Origin of the sequence: Mixta tenebrionis (assembly GCF_006517625.1) — a bacterium.
Taxonomy (GTDB): domain Bacteria; phylum Pseudomonadota; class Gammaproteobacteria; order Enterobacterales; family Enterobacteriaceae; genus Mixta; species Mixta tenebrionis.
Genome location: NZ_VHQI01000006.1, coordinates 76,569 through 93,870, shown reverse-complemented (window position 1 = coordinate 93,870; position 17,302 = coordinate 76,569). Strand labels below are relative to the sequence as shown.

Genomic DNA, 17,302 nt, shown 5'->3' with positions numbered 1-17,302 from the left:
TTGCAGTGCGCAATCGCCGCTCCGCAAGAGAATTTATTCATCTACCGCAGGCGCCTTGATGGCGCCTTTTTTCGTTCCAGGAAAAAACCACCTACGCTTTCCGGCAATTTATTGTTTAGCATTGCTTAATTGACCCTCGTTCTTTCCGGCTGTACTAATCGGAAAATATACAGAAAATGCTGTGCGCTGTTCATGGATGATAAATTATGCTTAACCGAATTATCGCCCGCTCTCCGGCAGAAGAGTTACTATTCTGGAAGCTGTCCGGACGCGAAGCGCTGTCTGAATCTTTCAGCCTTAACGTAACGTTACTCAGCTCTCATCCGCGCATTGACAACGCCACCCTGCTGGGACAGCCGCTCACCCTTCAAATCCCGCTGCAGCACAGCGCGTCATTCCGCTGGCTGAACGGCAAAATTACCCGCGTCGTGGTAGGCTCGCAGGAGCTGGACGGCACCCGCTATACCTCTTACGCCCTGACGCTGGAATCAGATCTGTGGCCGATGAAGCGCGATCGCAATCTGCGCATCTTTCAGGAAACCACCGTACCGCTGATCGTTAAAACCCTGCTGAGCGAGTACCAGGTTAACGTGGAAGATCGCCTGACCGGCAACTACCGCAGCTGGGAATATTGCGTGCAGTATCAGGAAAGCAGCCTGGAATTTATCAGCCGCCTGATGGAGCTGGAGGGCATCAGCTATTTCTTCCGCCATGAAGACGGCAACCATACGCTGGTGTTAACCGACGGCCCCGATGCGCATAAGCCCTTCTCCGCTTATGAAGCGATTCCCTATTATCAGACCGCCACCGGCGGCGTGGCGGACGCGGAGGGCGTTTCCCGCTGGCAGCCGGAAATGCGCGTCACGCCGGGCCTTTACAGCGTTGACGACTACGATTTTCGTAAGCCGCACGCCTGGCTGCTGCAGGCCAGGCAGAACCCGGCCTCGCCAAAGCCGGGCAATATCGACGTTTACGACTGGCCGGGACGTTATGTAGAGCACGGGCACGGCGAATTTTATGCCCGCATTCGCCAGCAGCGCTGGGCGGTCGATCATATGCAGATTCATGCTACCGCCACGGCTATCGGCATCTGCCCCGGCTATACCTTTACGCTGATTAACGCGCCGGTGCTTAGTGATAACCGCGACTATCTGATTACCGCCGTTGACTACCAGCTTGAAGAAAACCCCTACGCCAGCGGCAGCGGCGGCACCTCAATCCATCAGCTTAATTTCACCGCGCTGCCGGCGGATATTCCGTTCCGCCCTGAAGCGAAAACGCAGTGGCCGCGTACCTACGGCCCGCAAACGGCGAGGGTGGTGGGACCGGCCGGCGAATCGATCTGGACCGACCGCTTTGGCCGGGTAAAGGTGAAATTCCACTGGGATCGCGAAGCTAAAGGGGATGATACCAGCTCCTGCTGGATACGCGTTTCCAGCGCCTGGGCCGGCCAGGGCTACGGCGGCGTGCAGATCCCACGCGTGGGCGATGAGGTTATCGTCGATTTCATCAACGGCGATCCGGATCGTCCGATCATCACCGGGCGCGTTTATAACGAAGCCAGCATGCCTCCCTGGTCGCTGCCGGCGGCGGCAACGCAGATGGGATTTATGAGCCGCACCAAAGACGGCACGCCGGGCAACGCCAATATGCTGCGCTTTGAAGACAAAGCGGGAGCCGAGCAGGTATTCATTCAGGCCGAACGCAATATGGATACCAACGTTAAAAACGATGAATCCCATGCCGTCGGCAGCAACCGCACGAAAAACGTCGCCGGGAATGAAACCTCCACCATTGAGCAGGATCGCACCGAAACCGTTAACGGCAACGAAACCATTACCATCGCCGGTAACCGCAGCGAAAAGGTTGCCGGTAACGAAACGCTGGAAATTAGCGGTAACCGTAACGAGCAGGTCAGCGGCAAAGAGACCATCGCTATCAAACAAGACCGGAAAGCGACGGTGGAAGGCGATGAAACCATCACCGTACAAAAGAACCGCACGCGCAACGTGAAGATTGATGACCGGTTAGCGGTGGATGGTAAGCGCGAAGTGGCGGTGAAAGGCAACCAGGAGATTAAGGTAAAGGGTAATCAGGAGACCACCGTAATCAGTAACAGGACGGCTATCGTTAAAGGCGAGGAAAAGCTGGACGTTACCGGCAAGCGCACCAAGATCATTACCGGCGCGGAAGAAACTACCGTTAACGGTGTGGTTCAGGAAACCTTTAAAGCTAAGCATAAGTTTACGGTGCTTGGTCCGCAGGAAGTAACGCTACAGGCGGGCCGTAATTTAACGGTTACCGGAGAAGATACCCGCACCGTCAACGGTAATCTTAGCGAAAGCGCCAGCGGTAGCATTACCCTGGAAGTAGGTGGTACCGGTATCACTATTAAAAGCGGTGAAATATCTATTAAGGCCAGCGGGTCGGTCATCGTCATTGATGGAAGCGGCATATCGATGGACGGTAAAAAAATTAAGCTGAACGCATAGGGAAGTGAATCAATGCCTCAGGGAACCCTTTTATGGCGACGGTAGAAAGAAATCCGGTTGAACGACGGATGGCGATTTTACATCGGCTGTGGCTGGAGCAGAGCGGCCGTGACGCCCGCATTTTTCTCTGGGAAGTGGAAGATGATGCGAAGTCGCTTATCCAGGCCTTTACGGCGCTGCAGCAGCAAGAAACGGAATACGATCTCCCTGACCTGTTTATCACTTTTCGCGCGCCGTTCGATACGCTGTTTGGCTACAGCCGCGCGCTACGCCATGAGCTGCTGGAAAACTATCAACACAGCAAAGAAGCGCTGGCTGAGCAACAGCTGGCGACAGACTGGCGCTACCCGCCGCTGGCGGAATGCGATTCGGTTGATGGCTTTATGGCCGCGTTATCCTCTTTTGCCCACTACTATCAGGCGCAGTTCCGTTACCTTGTGGTAGCCCTTTCACCCGACGCCGTCAGCCTGCATAGCTCCTGGCAACAGTGGATTGACCTGGCGCTGCAGAGCAGCTGGCCCGCCAATCTGCGATTTATGCTGCTTCACAGCCACAGCAATCCATGCTGGCGTCCGCTGGAAAAAGCCCGGCCGCACGACATACAAAAGCTGATACCCGATCTCCAGCAGCATACGCTGATAACAGAAGTGGCCAGCCAGAGCACCGAGGATAACGAGACTTTTCTCTATCGTCGCTATATGACCGACAGTATGGTACTGCTGCAACGCGGCACGCCGCAGCAGGTTACCGAGCGCGCGCAGCGCGCGCTGGAGCTGGCGCAGCAAAAAGGATGGCCGGAACAGCAGGTGGTTATGCACAGCATTATCGCCGGCGCCTGGCTTAAGGGGCAGGATATCCCCAGGGCGGTACAGTCCTACCGGCTGGCGGCGGAGCGAGCGGTGCAGATCGAACAGCCGGCGATTAAACACCAGCTAATTACGCAAAGTTTATTTGGCGAAGCAGGCGCCTGGTTTACCGCCAGGCGCTATGAGCAGGCCGCTGAGGTTTACGCGCGCGCCGCCGCCGAGGCGCAGCGCGTACCGCATCCGCTATATGTTATCGAAGGTTACCGCATGGCGGGCTTTTGCTATCAGCGCAAAGGCCATACCACGCTGGCGACAAAGTTCTATACCGAAGCGATACGGGCGGCGACGCAGCTCCCGCTGGCGGAGCGTAAGTTTTCCACGCTCGGCATCACGCTGCATGCGCTGCTGACCATGCAGGATAAAGCCAGAGCTGAGGCGCTGGAAAAAAAAGCCCAGGCGTACTGCAACCAGCTGACGGATATACAGCGTAAGGCCGAAAAAGAGGCGCTGGCGCTGGGAAAATATCCGGCGCCGGAAAAAACCGCCCGGCTGCAGCAGCGGATGGAGCAGGCGATGGAACAGGCGTTTCTGCACTGCTGTGAGCAGCGGGAATCACTGATACGTCAGGCCAGTATTCCATTCCAGCGCATTATCTTTGCCGGACGCGAACTGCTGGCGCCTAACTGGAGCGGCATCCCCGATATCGCCCATCCGCTGGATAAAGAGCCAGCTGAATGGGATGCGCCGCTGTCATTTATGACGCCGGAGCCAAAATCAACCGAGCAGCTGCTACAGACGGAAATGCCGGCCAGCGAATTAAAGGAAGTTTTATGACAAAGAAGCGATTAGTGATTATCGGCGGCGCCATTGTCGTAATGATGATTCTGGTGAGCTGCATGGGTGAAGAATATGGCAATGAAGCCAGATCGTTTTTAAATGCGCTGAGAAGAATTATCTGAGCCTCTGTTCAGGGAAGAAAAGATGCCCCACTCAACCTGCCATACCGATCCGCAACTGGGCGTTGATGTTCATACCTATCTGATCCCGCCCTCTCCCACGCCGGTGCCGCTCCCCACGCCGCGTATCGCGGCGGTATTCGATCCTTTTGATTATATTCCCATTATCGGCAGCACGGTAACCATTAACTGGCTACGCCGGGGTACGGCAGGCACCGGCGGAATGGGCATACATATACCGGTAGGCGGTTCATGGATACCGGTAGCGGAAATGACCGCCGGGCCGCAAATCACTGACGAAATCTTTATGGGCAGTAAAACCGTTATTGCTGACGGTGATCCCATGTCCCGTTTTTCAGAACCGGTGCTGGACTGTAATATTGTTGGCCTTGTTCCCCCGTTTCGCCTGAAAAAGGCGACAAAGCCGAAACCCCTCTCCCTCGAACTGCCGCTGGCGCTGAACCTTGCGCTGCCTAACGGCGTGGAAGTGGGCGGCCCCTCAACCATCAATCTGGTTGCGATGGCGATGAAGGCGGGGTTGTGGGGTTTGAAGAAACTGATCCGCTCCGGTCCGGCCAAAGCGCTACGTAAAAAGATCTTGCCTAATATGAACTGCGAAAACTCATGGATATGTCGGTGGGTTTTCGGCGATCCGGTAGATGTTCGTGACGGTAGCGTGCTCATTGAGCATCAGGATTTCGAATTGCCGGGCCGGCTGCCGCTGGAGTGGACGCGCTATTATCGCTCCTCTCTTTCTCCGGTTACGCTGCTCGCCCCGTCATGCGGCGAAGGCTGGCAAACGCCGGCGGATATACAGCTTAGCTACGATGCGCAACTGGATGCGCTTTTCTTTCACGAAGCGCTGACCCTGACCGTCTTTCCCGGCTTTCCCGCCGCGCCAGGGCGTGAACATGCCGTGATGGAGCTGGTGGACGGTGCCGTGGTCTGGCAGATAGCGGAAACGGACAGCAACCAGCTGGTGGTGGAAACCAAAGAAGGGAAACGTTATTACTTTCGCTATCCCGCCACACAGCCGCTGCCGCAAAAGCCGATGCTGCTGGAGGCGATAAGCGATCTGGTTGGTAACCGCTGGCAGTTTGTACGCCGCAATGGAGAACTACAACAGCTGGTAGAGTGGGATGCCGCAGGCCAGCGGAGACGAACGCTACAGGCACAGTGGCAGAACCATCGCCTGACGGCGCTGACCTTCAGTGATGAAGACAGCCAGTGCAACCTGCCCCTGACGCGCTATCACTATGACGATCGCGGCCAGCTGGTAGCCGAAGAGGATGCGGTCGGCCTGTGCCGGCGCTACGGCTGGCAGCAGGGAAAAATGATCAGTCATAGCCTGCGCAGCGGCCTGACCTTTCACTATCAGTACGATGAACAGCAAAGAGTCTGCCATTCCTGGGGCGATGACGGGCTGTACGATTATCGCTTTGTGTATCACGATCTGCTCAACGAAGTGGAAATTACCGACTCGCTGGGCAACCGCACGCAGATCCAGTTTGATGCAGATCGGCTACCGATCTGTGAGATCAATCCTGAAGGAAGCGCCACGCGCTATCGCTACGACGAAGTCGGGCGTCCCGTCAGCCAGGTGGATGCCGCACGCCGCGAAACCCGTTTTGAATGGGACGATGCCGGCAATCTCTGTACCCTGACCCATCCCGATCGCAGCAGGCGCCTTTACGTCTGGCTTGATAACCGCCTGATAAAAGAGACCGATGAAGAAGGCGCCAGCAGGTTGTATGAATGGAGCCGCGACGGCCAGCTCATCAGCCAGACCGATGAGCTGGGGCAGATCGCCATCTACCGCTACAACGATTTCGGCGATCTTATCTTCAGCATGGATCCGGCCGGATGCGAAACGCAGCTGGAATACGATGGTTACGGCTTCTTACGCAGCCACACCGACGGCGAAGGCGCACGCACCACGTTCCGCTACGACAGCCGTGGCCTGCTGCGCCAGCGTACCGACGCCATGGGCCGCCACTGCAGCTGGGATTACGACGCCAAAGGACGACTGATCCGCTGGCAGTCGGAGGACGGCAGCGTGCAGACGCTGGGCTGGGACGCCTGTGATAATCCCAGCCGCCATGTGGACGAGCTGAACGGCGAAACCCGGCTCAGCTACAGCGGCATGGGCGTGCTGACCAGCCGCACCACGCCGGACGGTAAAACGGTGCGCTGTGAATATGACAGCGAAGAGCAGCTGACGGCGGTGGTAAACGAACTGGGCCAGCGTTACCGGCTGCGGCGCGACGGGGCGGGCAGAATAATACAAACCGAAGATTATTATGGTCAGCAGACCCGCTATCGCTACGATGAGGCGGGCAATCTTGTTGCACGCAGCGACGCGCTGGGGCAGCTCACCGAATACCGCCACGACCGCATGGGCAGGCTGACCGAGAAGCGCTACCGGGACGGAGAGCAGACGCTGAAAGAGCGTTTCCGCTATGACCGCTGCGGCCGCGTGACGGCGCTGCTTAATCCCTGGCGCGAAGTTACGCGCAAATATGATGCTGCAGGCCGCCTCACGGAGGAACGCCAGGACGGACTGGGCATCTACTGGCGCTACGATGCCGCAGGCAACTGCATCAGCCGGCACAGCGATGCCGGTCACCGAACGGAGTGGCGCTATAACCAGCGCGGGCAGCCCGTCGCCGTCACGCTGGACGGCGAAACCAGCCGCTTTGCCTATGACGCCTGCGGCAGACTACAGGACGAAACGCTGGGCGAAACGCTGAGCCGTCGCTACCGCTATGACGCACGCGACCGGCTGGTTTCCCAGGCGGTCAGCCGTAACGACGCCGGACTGTTCAGTACCGGCTACCGTTACGACCGCAACGGCAATCCGGAAGAGCGCAGCGACAGCCGGCTGGGACACGAATACTTCAGCTATGATCCGGTGGGACGGCTGCTGGCTCACACCTGTCCGGAAGGGCGCGTCACCCGTTTTATCCAGGATGCCGCCGGCAACCAGCTGCTGACGCAGATACGGGCGCAGGATGATACCCCGCAGGGCTGGTGGCGCGAAGGCGAGCTGCACGGCGTGCGCTACCTGTTTGACCGCGCGGGCAATCTGCGCCGGCAAAGCGACCGAGACGGCAACCATCGCCAGCTGCGCTGGGACGGCAACCAACGCCTGCGCGGCTCGCGCGATAAGCATCACACCACCGAATATGGCTATGATGCCGCCGGGCGGCGGGTGTTCAAGCGCAACGCGCAGGAAACCACCTGGTTCTGGTGGGACGGCGACGCCCTGCTTGGCGAGGTGACTCGCCCCAACAGCACGCCCGGCCTGCCGGACACCGCCGCCGCTGACCCTGACGACGCTAAAGCCAGCGCACAGCGCAGGCTGGCGGCGCGCGCGCTCTGGCCTGCCATGCAGGAGTACGTTTACCGGCCCGGCAGCTTTATTCCCTTCGCCCTGCTGCCCGACCGCACGCAGCCCGATGCGCGCATCCACTATTATCACAACGACCTCAACGGCTGCCCGCTGCGCCTGACCGACGGCGACGGCAATATCACCTGGGAGGCGCACTACCATGCCTGGGGCGGAGTAAAACGCCTGACGCAGCAGGTGCATAACCCGCTGCGCTTTCAGGGACAATATTATGATAAAGAGACCGGTTTGCACTACAACCGTTACCGGTACTACAATCCACACAGCGGCAGCTTTATCAGCCAGGACCCGATAGGGCTGTTGGGCGGGGTGAATGTTTATCAGTATGCGCCGAATCCGATTAGCTGGATCGATCCGCTGGGGTTAACCGGTGCTTATATTTTTGAATTCGACACAGGGGATAAATATATCGGTAAGGGAACATTGAAAAGAATGAACGATTCGATTAAAGAGAGACTAGCACAAGTTACACGTTCGTTACCTCCCGGTTCCCCTACACCTAAAGTGGTTGGGCAAGCACATATAGATTTCCAATCAAATGATATGGGGTTTATGGTTGAAAATGAAATTATGCAAAGAAATAATTTTGGAACAAATCCAAATTTATTGAATGAAATTAATTCACCAGGATTGAAAAAGTCTGCTGCAAATTCAAATATGAAATCTCAAGTAAACGAAAATGCAAATGCACTTGAAGCAAAATTTCAAGCAGATAAAAAAGCAAGAGCCAAGAATTCAAAGAAAAGTGGAGGATGTTAATGATGAAAAAAGATGATTTCCCAGAGGGAATAAACTTTATAAATAAAGATGGGCGTAGAATTATTAGCGCCGAACATAATAAATATCTTGAAGGGGTTTTTTTAGCCACTCAGTTAAATTGTAATGGTTTTTATTTAAAAGCAGACTCATTTTCTCAAACTCAACAGGTAAACATTGATTTTTCTCTCCTTGACAGGGTTAGGAGTATAGATGAGTTGGCTATCGGCCCTAATATAAAGTTTTCACCAGATCAGGATTTCTCTCCACTTTATGCACTATCTAAACTAACCTCTTTAACAATACATGTTAAGGGTATCTCAATAGATTTTAATCGCTTCAGCAAGCTAACTAATTTAACAGCAACATATTCAAAGAAATTTTCTAACTTTAGCGCGCTAACTAATTTAAGAAACCTTTGGTTATGGCATTTAAATACTAATGATTTTGGTTTCTTCGGAGACTTCCCTAATTTGCGGGAATTAAAAATAACACAATCACAAATCAGAAGCTTAGATGGCTTATCTGGTTGTGAAAATTTAGAAAAATTACATTTAATAAGATGTACGAAGCTGCTAAATTTATCAGGAATAGATGCGTTAAAAAAGCTCAATGGAGTTTTTATTATAAATAGCAAGCAAATGGTTAACTTTTCATGCTTAAAAGGTAATTGTTCTATAGAACAGCTTGGATTAAACAGGGTCGATTCCCTTGACTTTATCCGTTACATGCCGAACTTAAAAACAGTTGGATTCGATGAACTGATTGATGGCAATATTGCTTTAGCCTTGGAAATACCCCATATTGAAAGAATAACTTTCTATCCAAATAAAAAGCATTACACACACACGCAGCAAGAAGTAAATGAAATTATTGCTCGCCGAAGACTATCTGCATGACCTGGATATAAACTGGAAATAAGATTTAGGAAAACTCATAAATAATACAATCCTGGCTTGAGAAAATAATATATTTATACATCAATACTTTTCGTTAATTGCAGTGTAAATTCCCGTCAATAATTTTAGGAAAATAAAAAAATATTAACATCGGTGCAATAAACCGTATCCTCAAGGATAAAGTTATTAGCAAGCTTTACTAAATTTAATTTCTGAGAATTTTCACAAGGCATTTAAAAATTCATCAATGAATTGATAAAGTTAGACAGACCATTTCATGGTAACTATCTAGGTTATAATAGTTAAGGGAGGGGACGTAACGAAGAGCTAATTGAGGAAATTATTATACTAAAATAAATTAAATAATTTCAGTCTATTCTAAATAATGAAATAAAAGACGCCCTTAGGAAATATACTAAACAGGTGAAAGCTTGAATGATCTTAAAAAAAATAAAAAATGATGTGGGAAATAATTTCCTATAGAATATCTTATAAGACGCCCATGAAATTGTTGGATATAGCGACGAAACATATTCTGTTGAATTAAAAAAACAACTCTTTCTCTTCAAAAGAAGAAGATATTACACAAAATAATTTTTCAGGCAAAATCATATCCATAACAAAGTCGGTGAAATAGTTTTTATCCTGTGGAGAAAAGTAAAGAGAACCAGACATGATAGGTTTCTGTGCGTACTTTATAACTATTCCATTCATGACATCAGAAAACCTTCTCTCTTTTAAAAAAATCAATTTACCAGAGTATTTCTTTATTCTATCCTGTGTATTTGGTATTAAATGGACATTTTATCTGAGAAGCCTCTTATTAATAATCAAAGAGAGGATTAATTTCACAAAAGCTATTTCTACGGTGGAATTTACCATGACGAAGCATTTGTATATAAAAGACATAGACCTTACTGTGAAAATGGAATAAGGCACATCCAAATAAAAACATTTTCATCGTAAAGAAGATGATTTTTTTATTATACATATACAATCTATGTAGATATATTTTTTCTATTCGCCTGATAAAAATATTATTAGCTAAAAAAATAACAGATTTAAGCGCCAGACCGGATCGATTAATTATTTAAAAGCAAACTATCAATCTGAGTGAAATTACCTGATTCTGGCAGGACGGCGGCACCCTGCCCGGCAAGCAGCCCCACCTCAACGGCCATTCACTGCGTTATCAGAAGCAGCATGATGATAAAGAGACCGGTTTGCACTACAGCCGCTACCGGTACTACAATCCACACGGCGACAGTTTTATCCGCCGGAACCCAGCGGATTATCCGGTATAACCCTTTTTTATCAGTACGCAATAAATTTCACTTGCCTGAACTGCCCCGCTGCTATTAATAATAGTTTTGTAGTAGCCGTGCGCCAGAACCTGGCTTTTCATCGAAAATAAATTAATAGTTATCTCAGGATTTAGTTAGGCAGATATCTACCTACACAGGAAGTAAATTAATGAAAAAAATTCCACCTTTCCAGCTGATACCTCATCCTCTGACTAAAAAGGCTGAAGCCTTACCTAAATTTAAAAAGGCGCCTGAACCAATTGGCTCTCGTCATAAATTAGGCGGCACTCCCGATTTTATTCAGGGCGGTATCTGGCCTGATTGTCCAGAGTGTGGTGAACAAATGACATTTTATGCGCAGTTAGACTCAATTAATGATAACTACTGCATTGCAGATTGCGGAATGATTTATGTATTCGTCTGTCTGGATTGTATTGAAGTCCAATCATTTATCGAATTTTATTAAGCAGGCTTAAACAGCAGCCGCATAAAAATGAAGTTCTCCCGGCACGGTTAGGCTTGCTGCTGCCGCCTGCAACTCAGGCGGCAGCGTTCCCCTCTGTTTCGCCACTACTTCTTCATCTGCTGCAGCACGTTAACGCATTGATTATCCTCATTATCGCTGGGCGAGATGAGCGCCAACAGCGCGGCGGCCGGCGTCACTACTGCGCCCAGCGCCACGGCAGCCGCGCCGCGAGCCAGCAGCGGCCCGGTTTTCACCCCGGCGTCCGGATTTTTAAAGGTGCCGCGCACGTAAAGCGGCGATCGCAGGGTGATAATACGTATCCCCTTGCTCTCCGGATCAATACTGAGATCCATTCGCTCATTGCCGAAGTTAACGTTGCCGGAAAGGTTGATCACCGCATTAGTGGTATCAAACACAAACAGCCGCGAGGTCGCCAGCCCGTTACGCACGTCCAGATTCGCCGCCGCGCAGTTGATACGCACCTCATCATCACCGAACAGCTTGCCGACCACATAGTTGCCGACGTTCAGCCCGACGATCTCCATCAGGCTGCGGCTGATAACGCCATCGTTCATCAGCAGCTTCACCTCGCCGTTGCTGGTCGCCAGCAGATCCGCCACCGAGTTGCCGTTGCCGTTCAGCGAAGCATCGCCGTTCAGCTGCCCCAGGCTGTTCTGCATCGCCTCCACGCCGGGGAAAAGCTGGCGCAGATGCAGCTTACGCGCGTGAAGATCGGCGCGGCCACGCATCGGCGTGCGGCTTCCTTCGAGACGAACCGTCGCGTTGAGATTGCCGCCCGCCACGCCGAAACGCAGCGGATCGAGCAACAGATCGCCGTTTTTCAGCTCCAGATGGGTATAAAGATCGCTTAACGGCAGCGAATCGCTGTGCTCGATCCGCTTACCGCTAAACTTCACGTCGGCATCCATTACATCCCAGTTTTTGGTATCAAAGCGATCGTGCGGCAGCACGCGATCGGCCGGCTGCGTGGCGGCATCGCCGCGCTGCGCTTTCGCCTTCGCCGTTTTCTCGCTGCCTTTACCGGTATTTACGCCAATCAGCGGACCGAGATCCGCCATGCGCAGCTGGCGTGATTCAACCTCTCCGCTCAGCTTCGGACGCGGTTTACCTTGCGTATAGGTCAGCGAACCGTGGATATCGCTGTCGCCGATATGTCCATTAAAATTCTGATAGTGGAAAACGGCGCCGCCCTTATCGCGGAATTTTACCCGCAGATGACCGTCGGTTTCATACGGCGGCGTATCGGGCAGCAGCACGCCGGTCAGTTCATATAAGTTAGCCAGCGTATCGCCGGAAAAACGCACGCGCAGATCCAGACCGCCAAGGTTCAACGGATCCTGCAGGCTGCCGGTAATATTAACGCGCGTGGTGCCGTTGCGTACTTCGGCCTGCACCGGGAACGGCGTGGTTTTACTGCGTAGCGACAGCATACCGCCCAGCTTGCCGCTGCCCTGTAGCTGCTGATCGTTGTAAGTGCCGCTGGCGCGCCAGCCAAACACAAAGTCCGCCGCGCCCTTCTGCTTATCATCGCCGCCAGCTACCTGTCCGTAAGGCACCGGCTTGCCCAGCGGATCGACATCCATCTTCACGTTGGCCTTATTCACCGCATCGCGGTAGGTAATATGACCACGATCGAACAAAATATTATCCAGCCGAAACGACCAGGCGGACGGCGTCTGGTTCTGCTCCTCTTCCTCGCCGCTGTTAGCGAGGTTAAAGGTCCAGTTATTCTTTTTATCCGCCGTCTGGATCAGGCGGGCGTCGGGCTGCTGCAGCTTAATCCAGGGGATAAAAATCTCTTTATGCAGCAGCGCCAGCGGTGAGATAGTGGCATCGGCGCGTTGCAGATGCACCATGGTTACCTCCGGGATATCCGGCGGGTTGCCCAGCACAATATCTTCAGCGTGAATCTGCGGCCAGGGCACCCAGCGGCGCCAGCCCGGCTCTTCGCGGTTGCGCGTCCAGTCAACGCCGAGGTCGCCGCGAATGGCGAACGGGCGGTTCAGCTCCGTCGAAACTTTCTGATTAATGGTGGGTTTCAGGCGATTCCAGTCGAAGGTAGCGATAACGACAATTATCACCACCAACAGCAAACATATAATTCCGATCGCCCAGCCGGCAATTTTTCCTGCGCGTGACATCTCCGTCTCCTTACCTGCAATCTATCTGGTAAAGATAGTAGAGAGCGGCGGAAACGACATCAGGGAAGCAGCAGCGGCAGATCGCCGAGCTGATGAAAGGGCGCCGGGCGGGCGAAGAAATAGCCCTGCGCGGCAAAGGCGGACGACTGGCGTACCTGCTCCCACTCTTCGGCGGTTTCAACCCCTTCGACAATTACGCCCTTACAGTAGCGATTGATCAGCGCCAGCAGCATAGTAAACAGATTACGCCCCTCTTCGCTTGCGCGCAGCAGCACGAACAGCTCGCGCGCCAGCTTGATGTAATCGTAATTCAGTTCGGTCAGCGCGGAAAAATTCGCCATTCCCGAACCAAAATCGTCCAGCCATAGCGCGCCCAGCTCCGGCATCTGCGCCACCATCTCTTCCTGCGGCAAAATATGGTGCTCAACCAGTTCGAAACGCACCCACGGCAGGCGCGCAATCAGCGCGCGCAGCGGCGTATGGTGCTGGATCGCCAGCAGCGTCGGGCCATCAATATTAACGGAAGCAACGCGATCGGAATCGAGGAAAAAATGCTCCCGGCTTCCCAGCAGTTCCAGCTGCTCGTAAATTATCGCCAGGCGTTGTCTGACGCTCAGCGCGGCAAAATAACGCTCCGGTGAAATCCGCTGCGTCGGCGCGCAGGGATGCGTTACGGCGGTCAGCAGCTCGATCGCCATCAGGCGTCCCGTTACCTGATAAATCGGTTGAAAGGTGTAAGCACGCTGGCACGCCAGCCAGTAGCGCTGCGGCTCCTGATGCTGCGGCGAGACAATGGAGGAAGGAAGCCGATAGCTGAGTTTCTTCAACCGCATAATTTTATCCCGGTTAGCAGGCCATCTCTTCAGCTGAGGGCAGCACGTTGGCAAAGCTTTACGGACTTACGTCACGTTAAGGCCGCCTACTTTATCAGGCGGATATGCTTTCAATCCTGACAATAAGGCCGTGATTTATCGTTTGATCGCCGCTTATATCAGCAACTTAGTCACTTAAGTTAAATTAAAACGACGTTTTAAAATATTGACTCACCGTCGCGCCCGATAGAGACTAAGGCAGATTTTCATGACGGGGTAACCATGATGGCAGGGAAAAAAATAGCGGTAATCGGCGAGTGCATGATTGAACTTTCACAGCAGGGCGACGCGCTGAAGCGCGGCTTCGGCGGCGATACCCTGAACACGGCCGTTTATATTGCGCGTCAGACAGATGCAGCGCAGCTTACGGTAGAGTATGTCACCGCGCTCGGCAACGACAGCTTCAGCGCTGAAATGCTGGCTGCCTGGCAGCAGGAAGGGGTAAATACGCATCTGGTGCAGCGCATGGAAAACCGGCTGCCCGGCCTGTATGTGATTGAAACGGATGCGCACGGCGAACGTACTTTCAGCTACTGGCGCAACGAGGCCGCCGCGCGCTTCTGGCTGCAAAGCCCGCAGGCGGAGGAGATTTGTCGGCAGCTGCTGCAGTTTGACTACTTCTATCTCAGCGGTATTAGCCTGGCGATCCTGCCTGCGGAAGATCGGCAGAAACTGATGGCGCTGCTGGCCGCCTGCCGTCGCAACGGCGCTAAGGTCATTTTCGATAACAACTATCGCCCGCGCCTGTGGCCGAGCCGCGAAGCCGCACAGCAGGCTTACCAGGCGATGCTCGACTGCACCGATATCGCCTTCCTGACGCTGGATGATGAAGTCGCCCTGTGGGGCGAGGCGTCTGAAGAGCAGGTTATCGCCCGTACCCGCGCCGCCGGCGTGAGTGAAATCGTGATTAAACGCGGCGCCGACGCCTGTCTGGTGGCGCTGGACGATGCGCCGCTGCTGGAAGTGCCGGCAATACGCCTGGAAAAAGAGAAAATTATTGATACTACCGCCGCCGGCGACTCCTTCAGCGCCGGTTATCTGGCGGTACGCCTGTGCGGCGGCAGCGCTCAACAGGCAGCCGAGCGCGGACACCTGACCGCCAGCACGGTAATTCAGCATCGCGGCGCGATAATTCCGCTGAGCGCTATGCCGCAAACCTGACTGCGCCTATGCTGTTACTTTCCGTCATCGCACAGGAGAGTAAAAAATGCTTAAGGTTTGGGGACGTAAAACCTCGTCGAATGTACAGGCTGTGATGTGGTGTATCGGCGAGCTGGGGCTGCCGTATCAGCGCGTTGATATCGGCCACAAATATGGCGGCAATCATACGCCGGAATTTCTGGCGATGAACCCCAACGGCCTGGTGCCGGTTGTGCGCGACGGCGAAGGCCAGCCGCTGTTTGAATCCGCGGCGATAGTCCGCTACCTGGCCAGCCGCTACGGCAGCGATGACTTCTGGCCGCACGAGCCGCTGGCGCGCGCCGGCGTGGATATCTGGGCGGAGTGGGCCAAATCCAGCGTTTACGTGGCTTTTATTCGTCCCATCTTCTGGCCGCTGGTTGCCCAGAAGGCAGAGGAACGCGACATCGAGGCAGTGAAGCAGGCGGTAGATAATCTGGCGAAGCTGCTGAAAATCGCCGACGATCGGCTGGCGCAGCACGATTATCTGGCAGGCGACAGGCTGACGGTAGCGGATATTATGTTCGGCACGCTGCTCTATCGCTACTACACGCTGGAAATCGCTCGTCCGCTGCTGCCGGCGCTGGAAAACTATTACCAGCGCTTAACACAGCGTCCCGCCTATCAGGAACACGTCATGATCTCCTGGGACGAGCTGCGCGTCGGATTACAATAAGTTAGTAAATATTCACATCATGTATATAAGGCGGCTGCTCTAAAGTATGCCGCCTTATTCATCTTATTACCGCTCTGATTTATCTTAACCGCGCTGGACGCTGCTGCTCTGCATCGCTTTTTCGCACCGCACAATAACGATTTCCAGGGTTAAACACAGCAGCAACGCTGAAGTTTATCGCCTGGTTCAAACTGCGTTTTTCGTCGCCAGGCTAAATCTGAAACTGCTTTTGCGCCGCCAGGAAACGCTGGACGCGCGGCGCCATCGCCGCCAATGATAAATAGCCGCCTGGTTTTTATCCCCATTGCGGCGGCGCTGGCCTTTAACCATCACGCTGATCAGGACAGGTTATGAAAGCAGATATTTTCAATCTATGGCCGCACGGCGATGCGCCTGGCGCCAGCCAGTCTTCCGCCAGGCCGCAAATTATCGACTTAGCAAAAGAGTTTGAGCCTTACAACCGCGCAGCATCAGGCGTTCGCTGTCCTGAACTGGCCGTCTGGTATCCGGAAGAATCGAACGGCACCACGCTGCTGGTAGCGCCGGGCGGCAGCTTTTCGCGCATTATGATCGATAAAGAAGGCAGCTCGCTGGCCACTTTCTTCACCGCCATGGGCTACACGCTGGCGGTGATGACCTACCGCCTGCCCGCCGACGGACATCACGAGGGGGCCGATGCGCCGCTGGCCGATGCCCAGCGCGCGGTGCGCCTGTTGCGCGATCGCGCTGCCCGTGGTCTGAACGGTAAACGCATCGTGATGCTGGGTTTTTCCGCCGGCGGCTACGTAGCGGCCAGCCTTGGCACGCGCTTTACGGAAAAACTTTATCCGCCGCAGGATGATATCGACAGCCTGTCGCCGCGTCCCGATGCGCTGGTGCTGGTCTACCCGGTGATTACCATGCGCGAAGGCATGGCGCACGCAGCCTCACGCCAGCGGCTGCTGGGCGACTGGCCGGATAATAAAACTGTCGAGGCTTACTCTCTGGAAACGCGTGTCAGCCCGCAAACGCCGCCGGTACTGCTGATCCACGCGGTGGATGATGAGAGCGTGCCGGTAACCCACAGCATGGCCTTCTTCAGCGCGCTGCGTGAGCAGAAAGTGCCGGTAGAATTGCACTTCTATGAGCGAGGCGGTCACGGCTTCGGCATGCGCAATCTGGCCGATTCGCCGCTGGCGAGCTGGCCGATGCTGGTGACGGAATGGCTGCGGGCGCAGAAAACAGCAATTAAGACGGGCTAACGGGCCAGGCGGCCCGTAATAAAAGTAAGTATACACTTACATCTGAGCCGCTAAAGCGCGAACGCAGGCGGGCGGGAGAGATAG

Annotated in this window: 13 protein-coding genes; 10 read left to right on the top strand and 3 right to left on the bottom strand. The window is 53.8% G+C overall.

Translation table 11 applies throughout. The features are described from left to right. The first annotated feature begins 206 nt into the window (after positions 1 to 206). From FKM52_RS11305 to FKM52_RS11290, 5 genes are read left to right on the top strand one after another with little or no spacing between them, the layout of a single operon-like run. Positions 207 to 2,492, top strand: coding sequence for a type VI secretion system Vgr family protein (locus tag FKM52_RS11305; RefSeq protein WP_141176284.1), 2,286 nt, complete (start codon positions 207 to 209; stop codon positions 2,490 to 2,492). 32 nt (positions 2,493 to 2,524) lie between these two features. Next, positions 2,525 to 4,132, top strand: a complete 1,608-nt coding sequence (locus FKM52_RS11300) for an ATP-binding protein (RefSeq protein WP_141176283.1) — start codon at positions 2,525 to 2,527, stop codon at positions 4,130 to 4,132. Further along, complete coding sequence (locus FKM52_RS22115) at positions 4,129 to 4,257, top strand: hypothetical protein (protein ID WP_280115524.1); 129 nt, start codon at positions 4,129 to 4,131, stop codon at positions 4,255 to 4,257. Before FKM52_RS11300 ends, FKM52_RS22115 begins: the two co-directional genes overlap by 4 nt. Positions 4,258 to 4,279: 22 nt before the next feature. Further along, positions 4,280 to 8,422, top strand: coding sequence for an RHS repeat-associated core domain-containing protein (locus FKM52_RS11295; protein ID WP_141176282.1), 4,143 nt, complete (start codon positions 4,280 to 4,282; stop codon positions 8,420 to 8,422). Further along, complete coding sequence (locus tag FKM52_RS11290) at positions 8,422 to 9,318, top strand: leucine-rich repeat domain-containing protein (RefSeq protein WP_141176281.1); 897 nt, start codon at positions 8,422 to 8,424, stop codon at positions 9,316 to 9,318. The genes FKM52_RS11295 and FKM52_RS11290 overlap by 1 nt, the downstream gene beginning before the upstream one ends. A 543-nt stretch (positions 9,319 to 9,861) precedes the next feature. Here the strand turns inward: FKM52_RS11290 and FKM52_RS22110 are convergent. Further along, entirely contained in the window at positions 9,862 to 9,993 is a 132-nt protein-coding gene (locus FKM52_RS22110) for a hypothetical protein (protein ID WP_281284984.1), read from the bottom strand. A 548-nt stretch (positions 9,994 to 10,541) separates the two neighbouring features. On the opposite strand from FKM52_RS22110, the gene FKM52_RS22220 reads away from it, so the two are divergent. Then, positions 10,542 to 10,622, top strand: a complete 81-nt coding sequence (locus FKM52_RS22220) for a hypothetical protein (protein WP_425462652.1) — start codon at positions 10,542 to 10,544, stop codon at positions 10,620 to 10,622. A 169-nt stretch (positions 10,623 to 10,791) separates the two neighbouring features. Next, entirely contained in the window at positions 10,792 to 11,088 is a 297-nt protein-coding gene (locus tag FKM52_RS11280) for a YwqG family protein (protein WP_141176280.1), read from the top strand. A 104-nt stretch (positions 11,089 to 11,192) separates the two neighbouring features. On the opposite strand, the gene FKM52_RS11275 is transcribed toward FKM52_RS11280, so the two are convergent. Together FKM52_RS11275 and pdeH are read right to left on the bottom strand one after the other, a co-directional pair. Further along, on the bottom strand, positions 11,193 to 13,250 hold the full coding sequence (locus FKM52_RS11275) for an AsmA family protein (RefSeq protein ID WP_141176279.1): 2,058 nt from the start codon (positions 13,248 to 13,250) through the stop codon (positions 11,193 to 11,195). Between the two features lie 59 nt (positions 13,251 to 13,309). Continuing rightward, entirely contained in the window at positions 13,310 to 14,083 is a 774-nt protein-coding gene (gene pdeH / locus FKM52_RS11270; protein WP_141176278.1) for a cyclic-guanylate-specific phosphodiesterase, read from the bottom strand. A gap of 264 nt (positions 14,084 to 14,347) precedes the next feature. Between pdeH and kdgK the strand changes: the two genes are divergently transcribed. From kdgK to FKM52_RS11255, 3 genes are all read left to right on the top strand, one after another. Then, positions 14,348 to 15,283: a 2-dehydro-3-deoxygluconokinase gene (gene kdgK / locus FKM52_RS11265; protein ID WP_141176481.1), complete on the top strand. Its 936-nt coding sequence runs from the start codon at positions 14,348 to 14,350 to the stop codon at positions 15,281 to 15,283. Positions 15,284 to 15,329: 46 nt separating this feature from the next. Further along, positions 15,330 to 15,977 (top strand): glutathione S-transferase family protein, encoded by a 648-nt coding sequence (locus tag FKM52_RS11260; protein WP_141176277.1) that lies wholly within the window; start codon positions 15,330 to 15,332, stop codon positions 15,975 to 15,977. A 350-nt stretch (positions 15,978 to 16,327) separates the two neighbouring features. Then, a complete protein-coding gene (locus FKM52_RS11255; RefSeq protein WP_141176276.1) occupies positions 16,328 to 17,218 on the top strand; it encodes an alpha/beta hydrolase in 891 nt (296 codons plus the stop codon). Positions 17,219 to 17,302 lie beyond the last annotated feature (84 nt).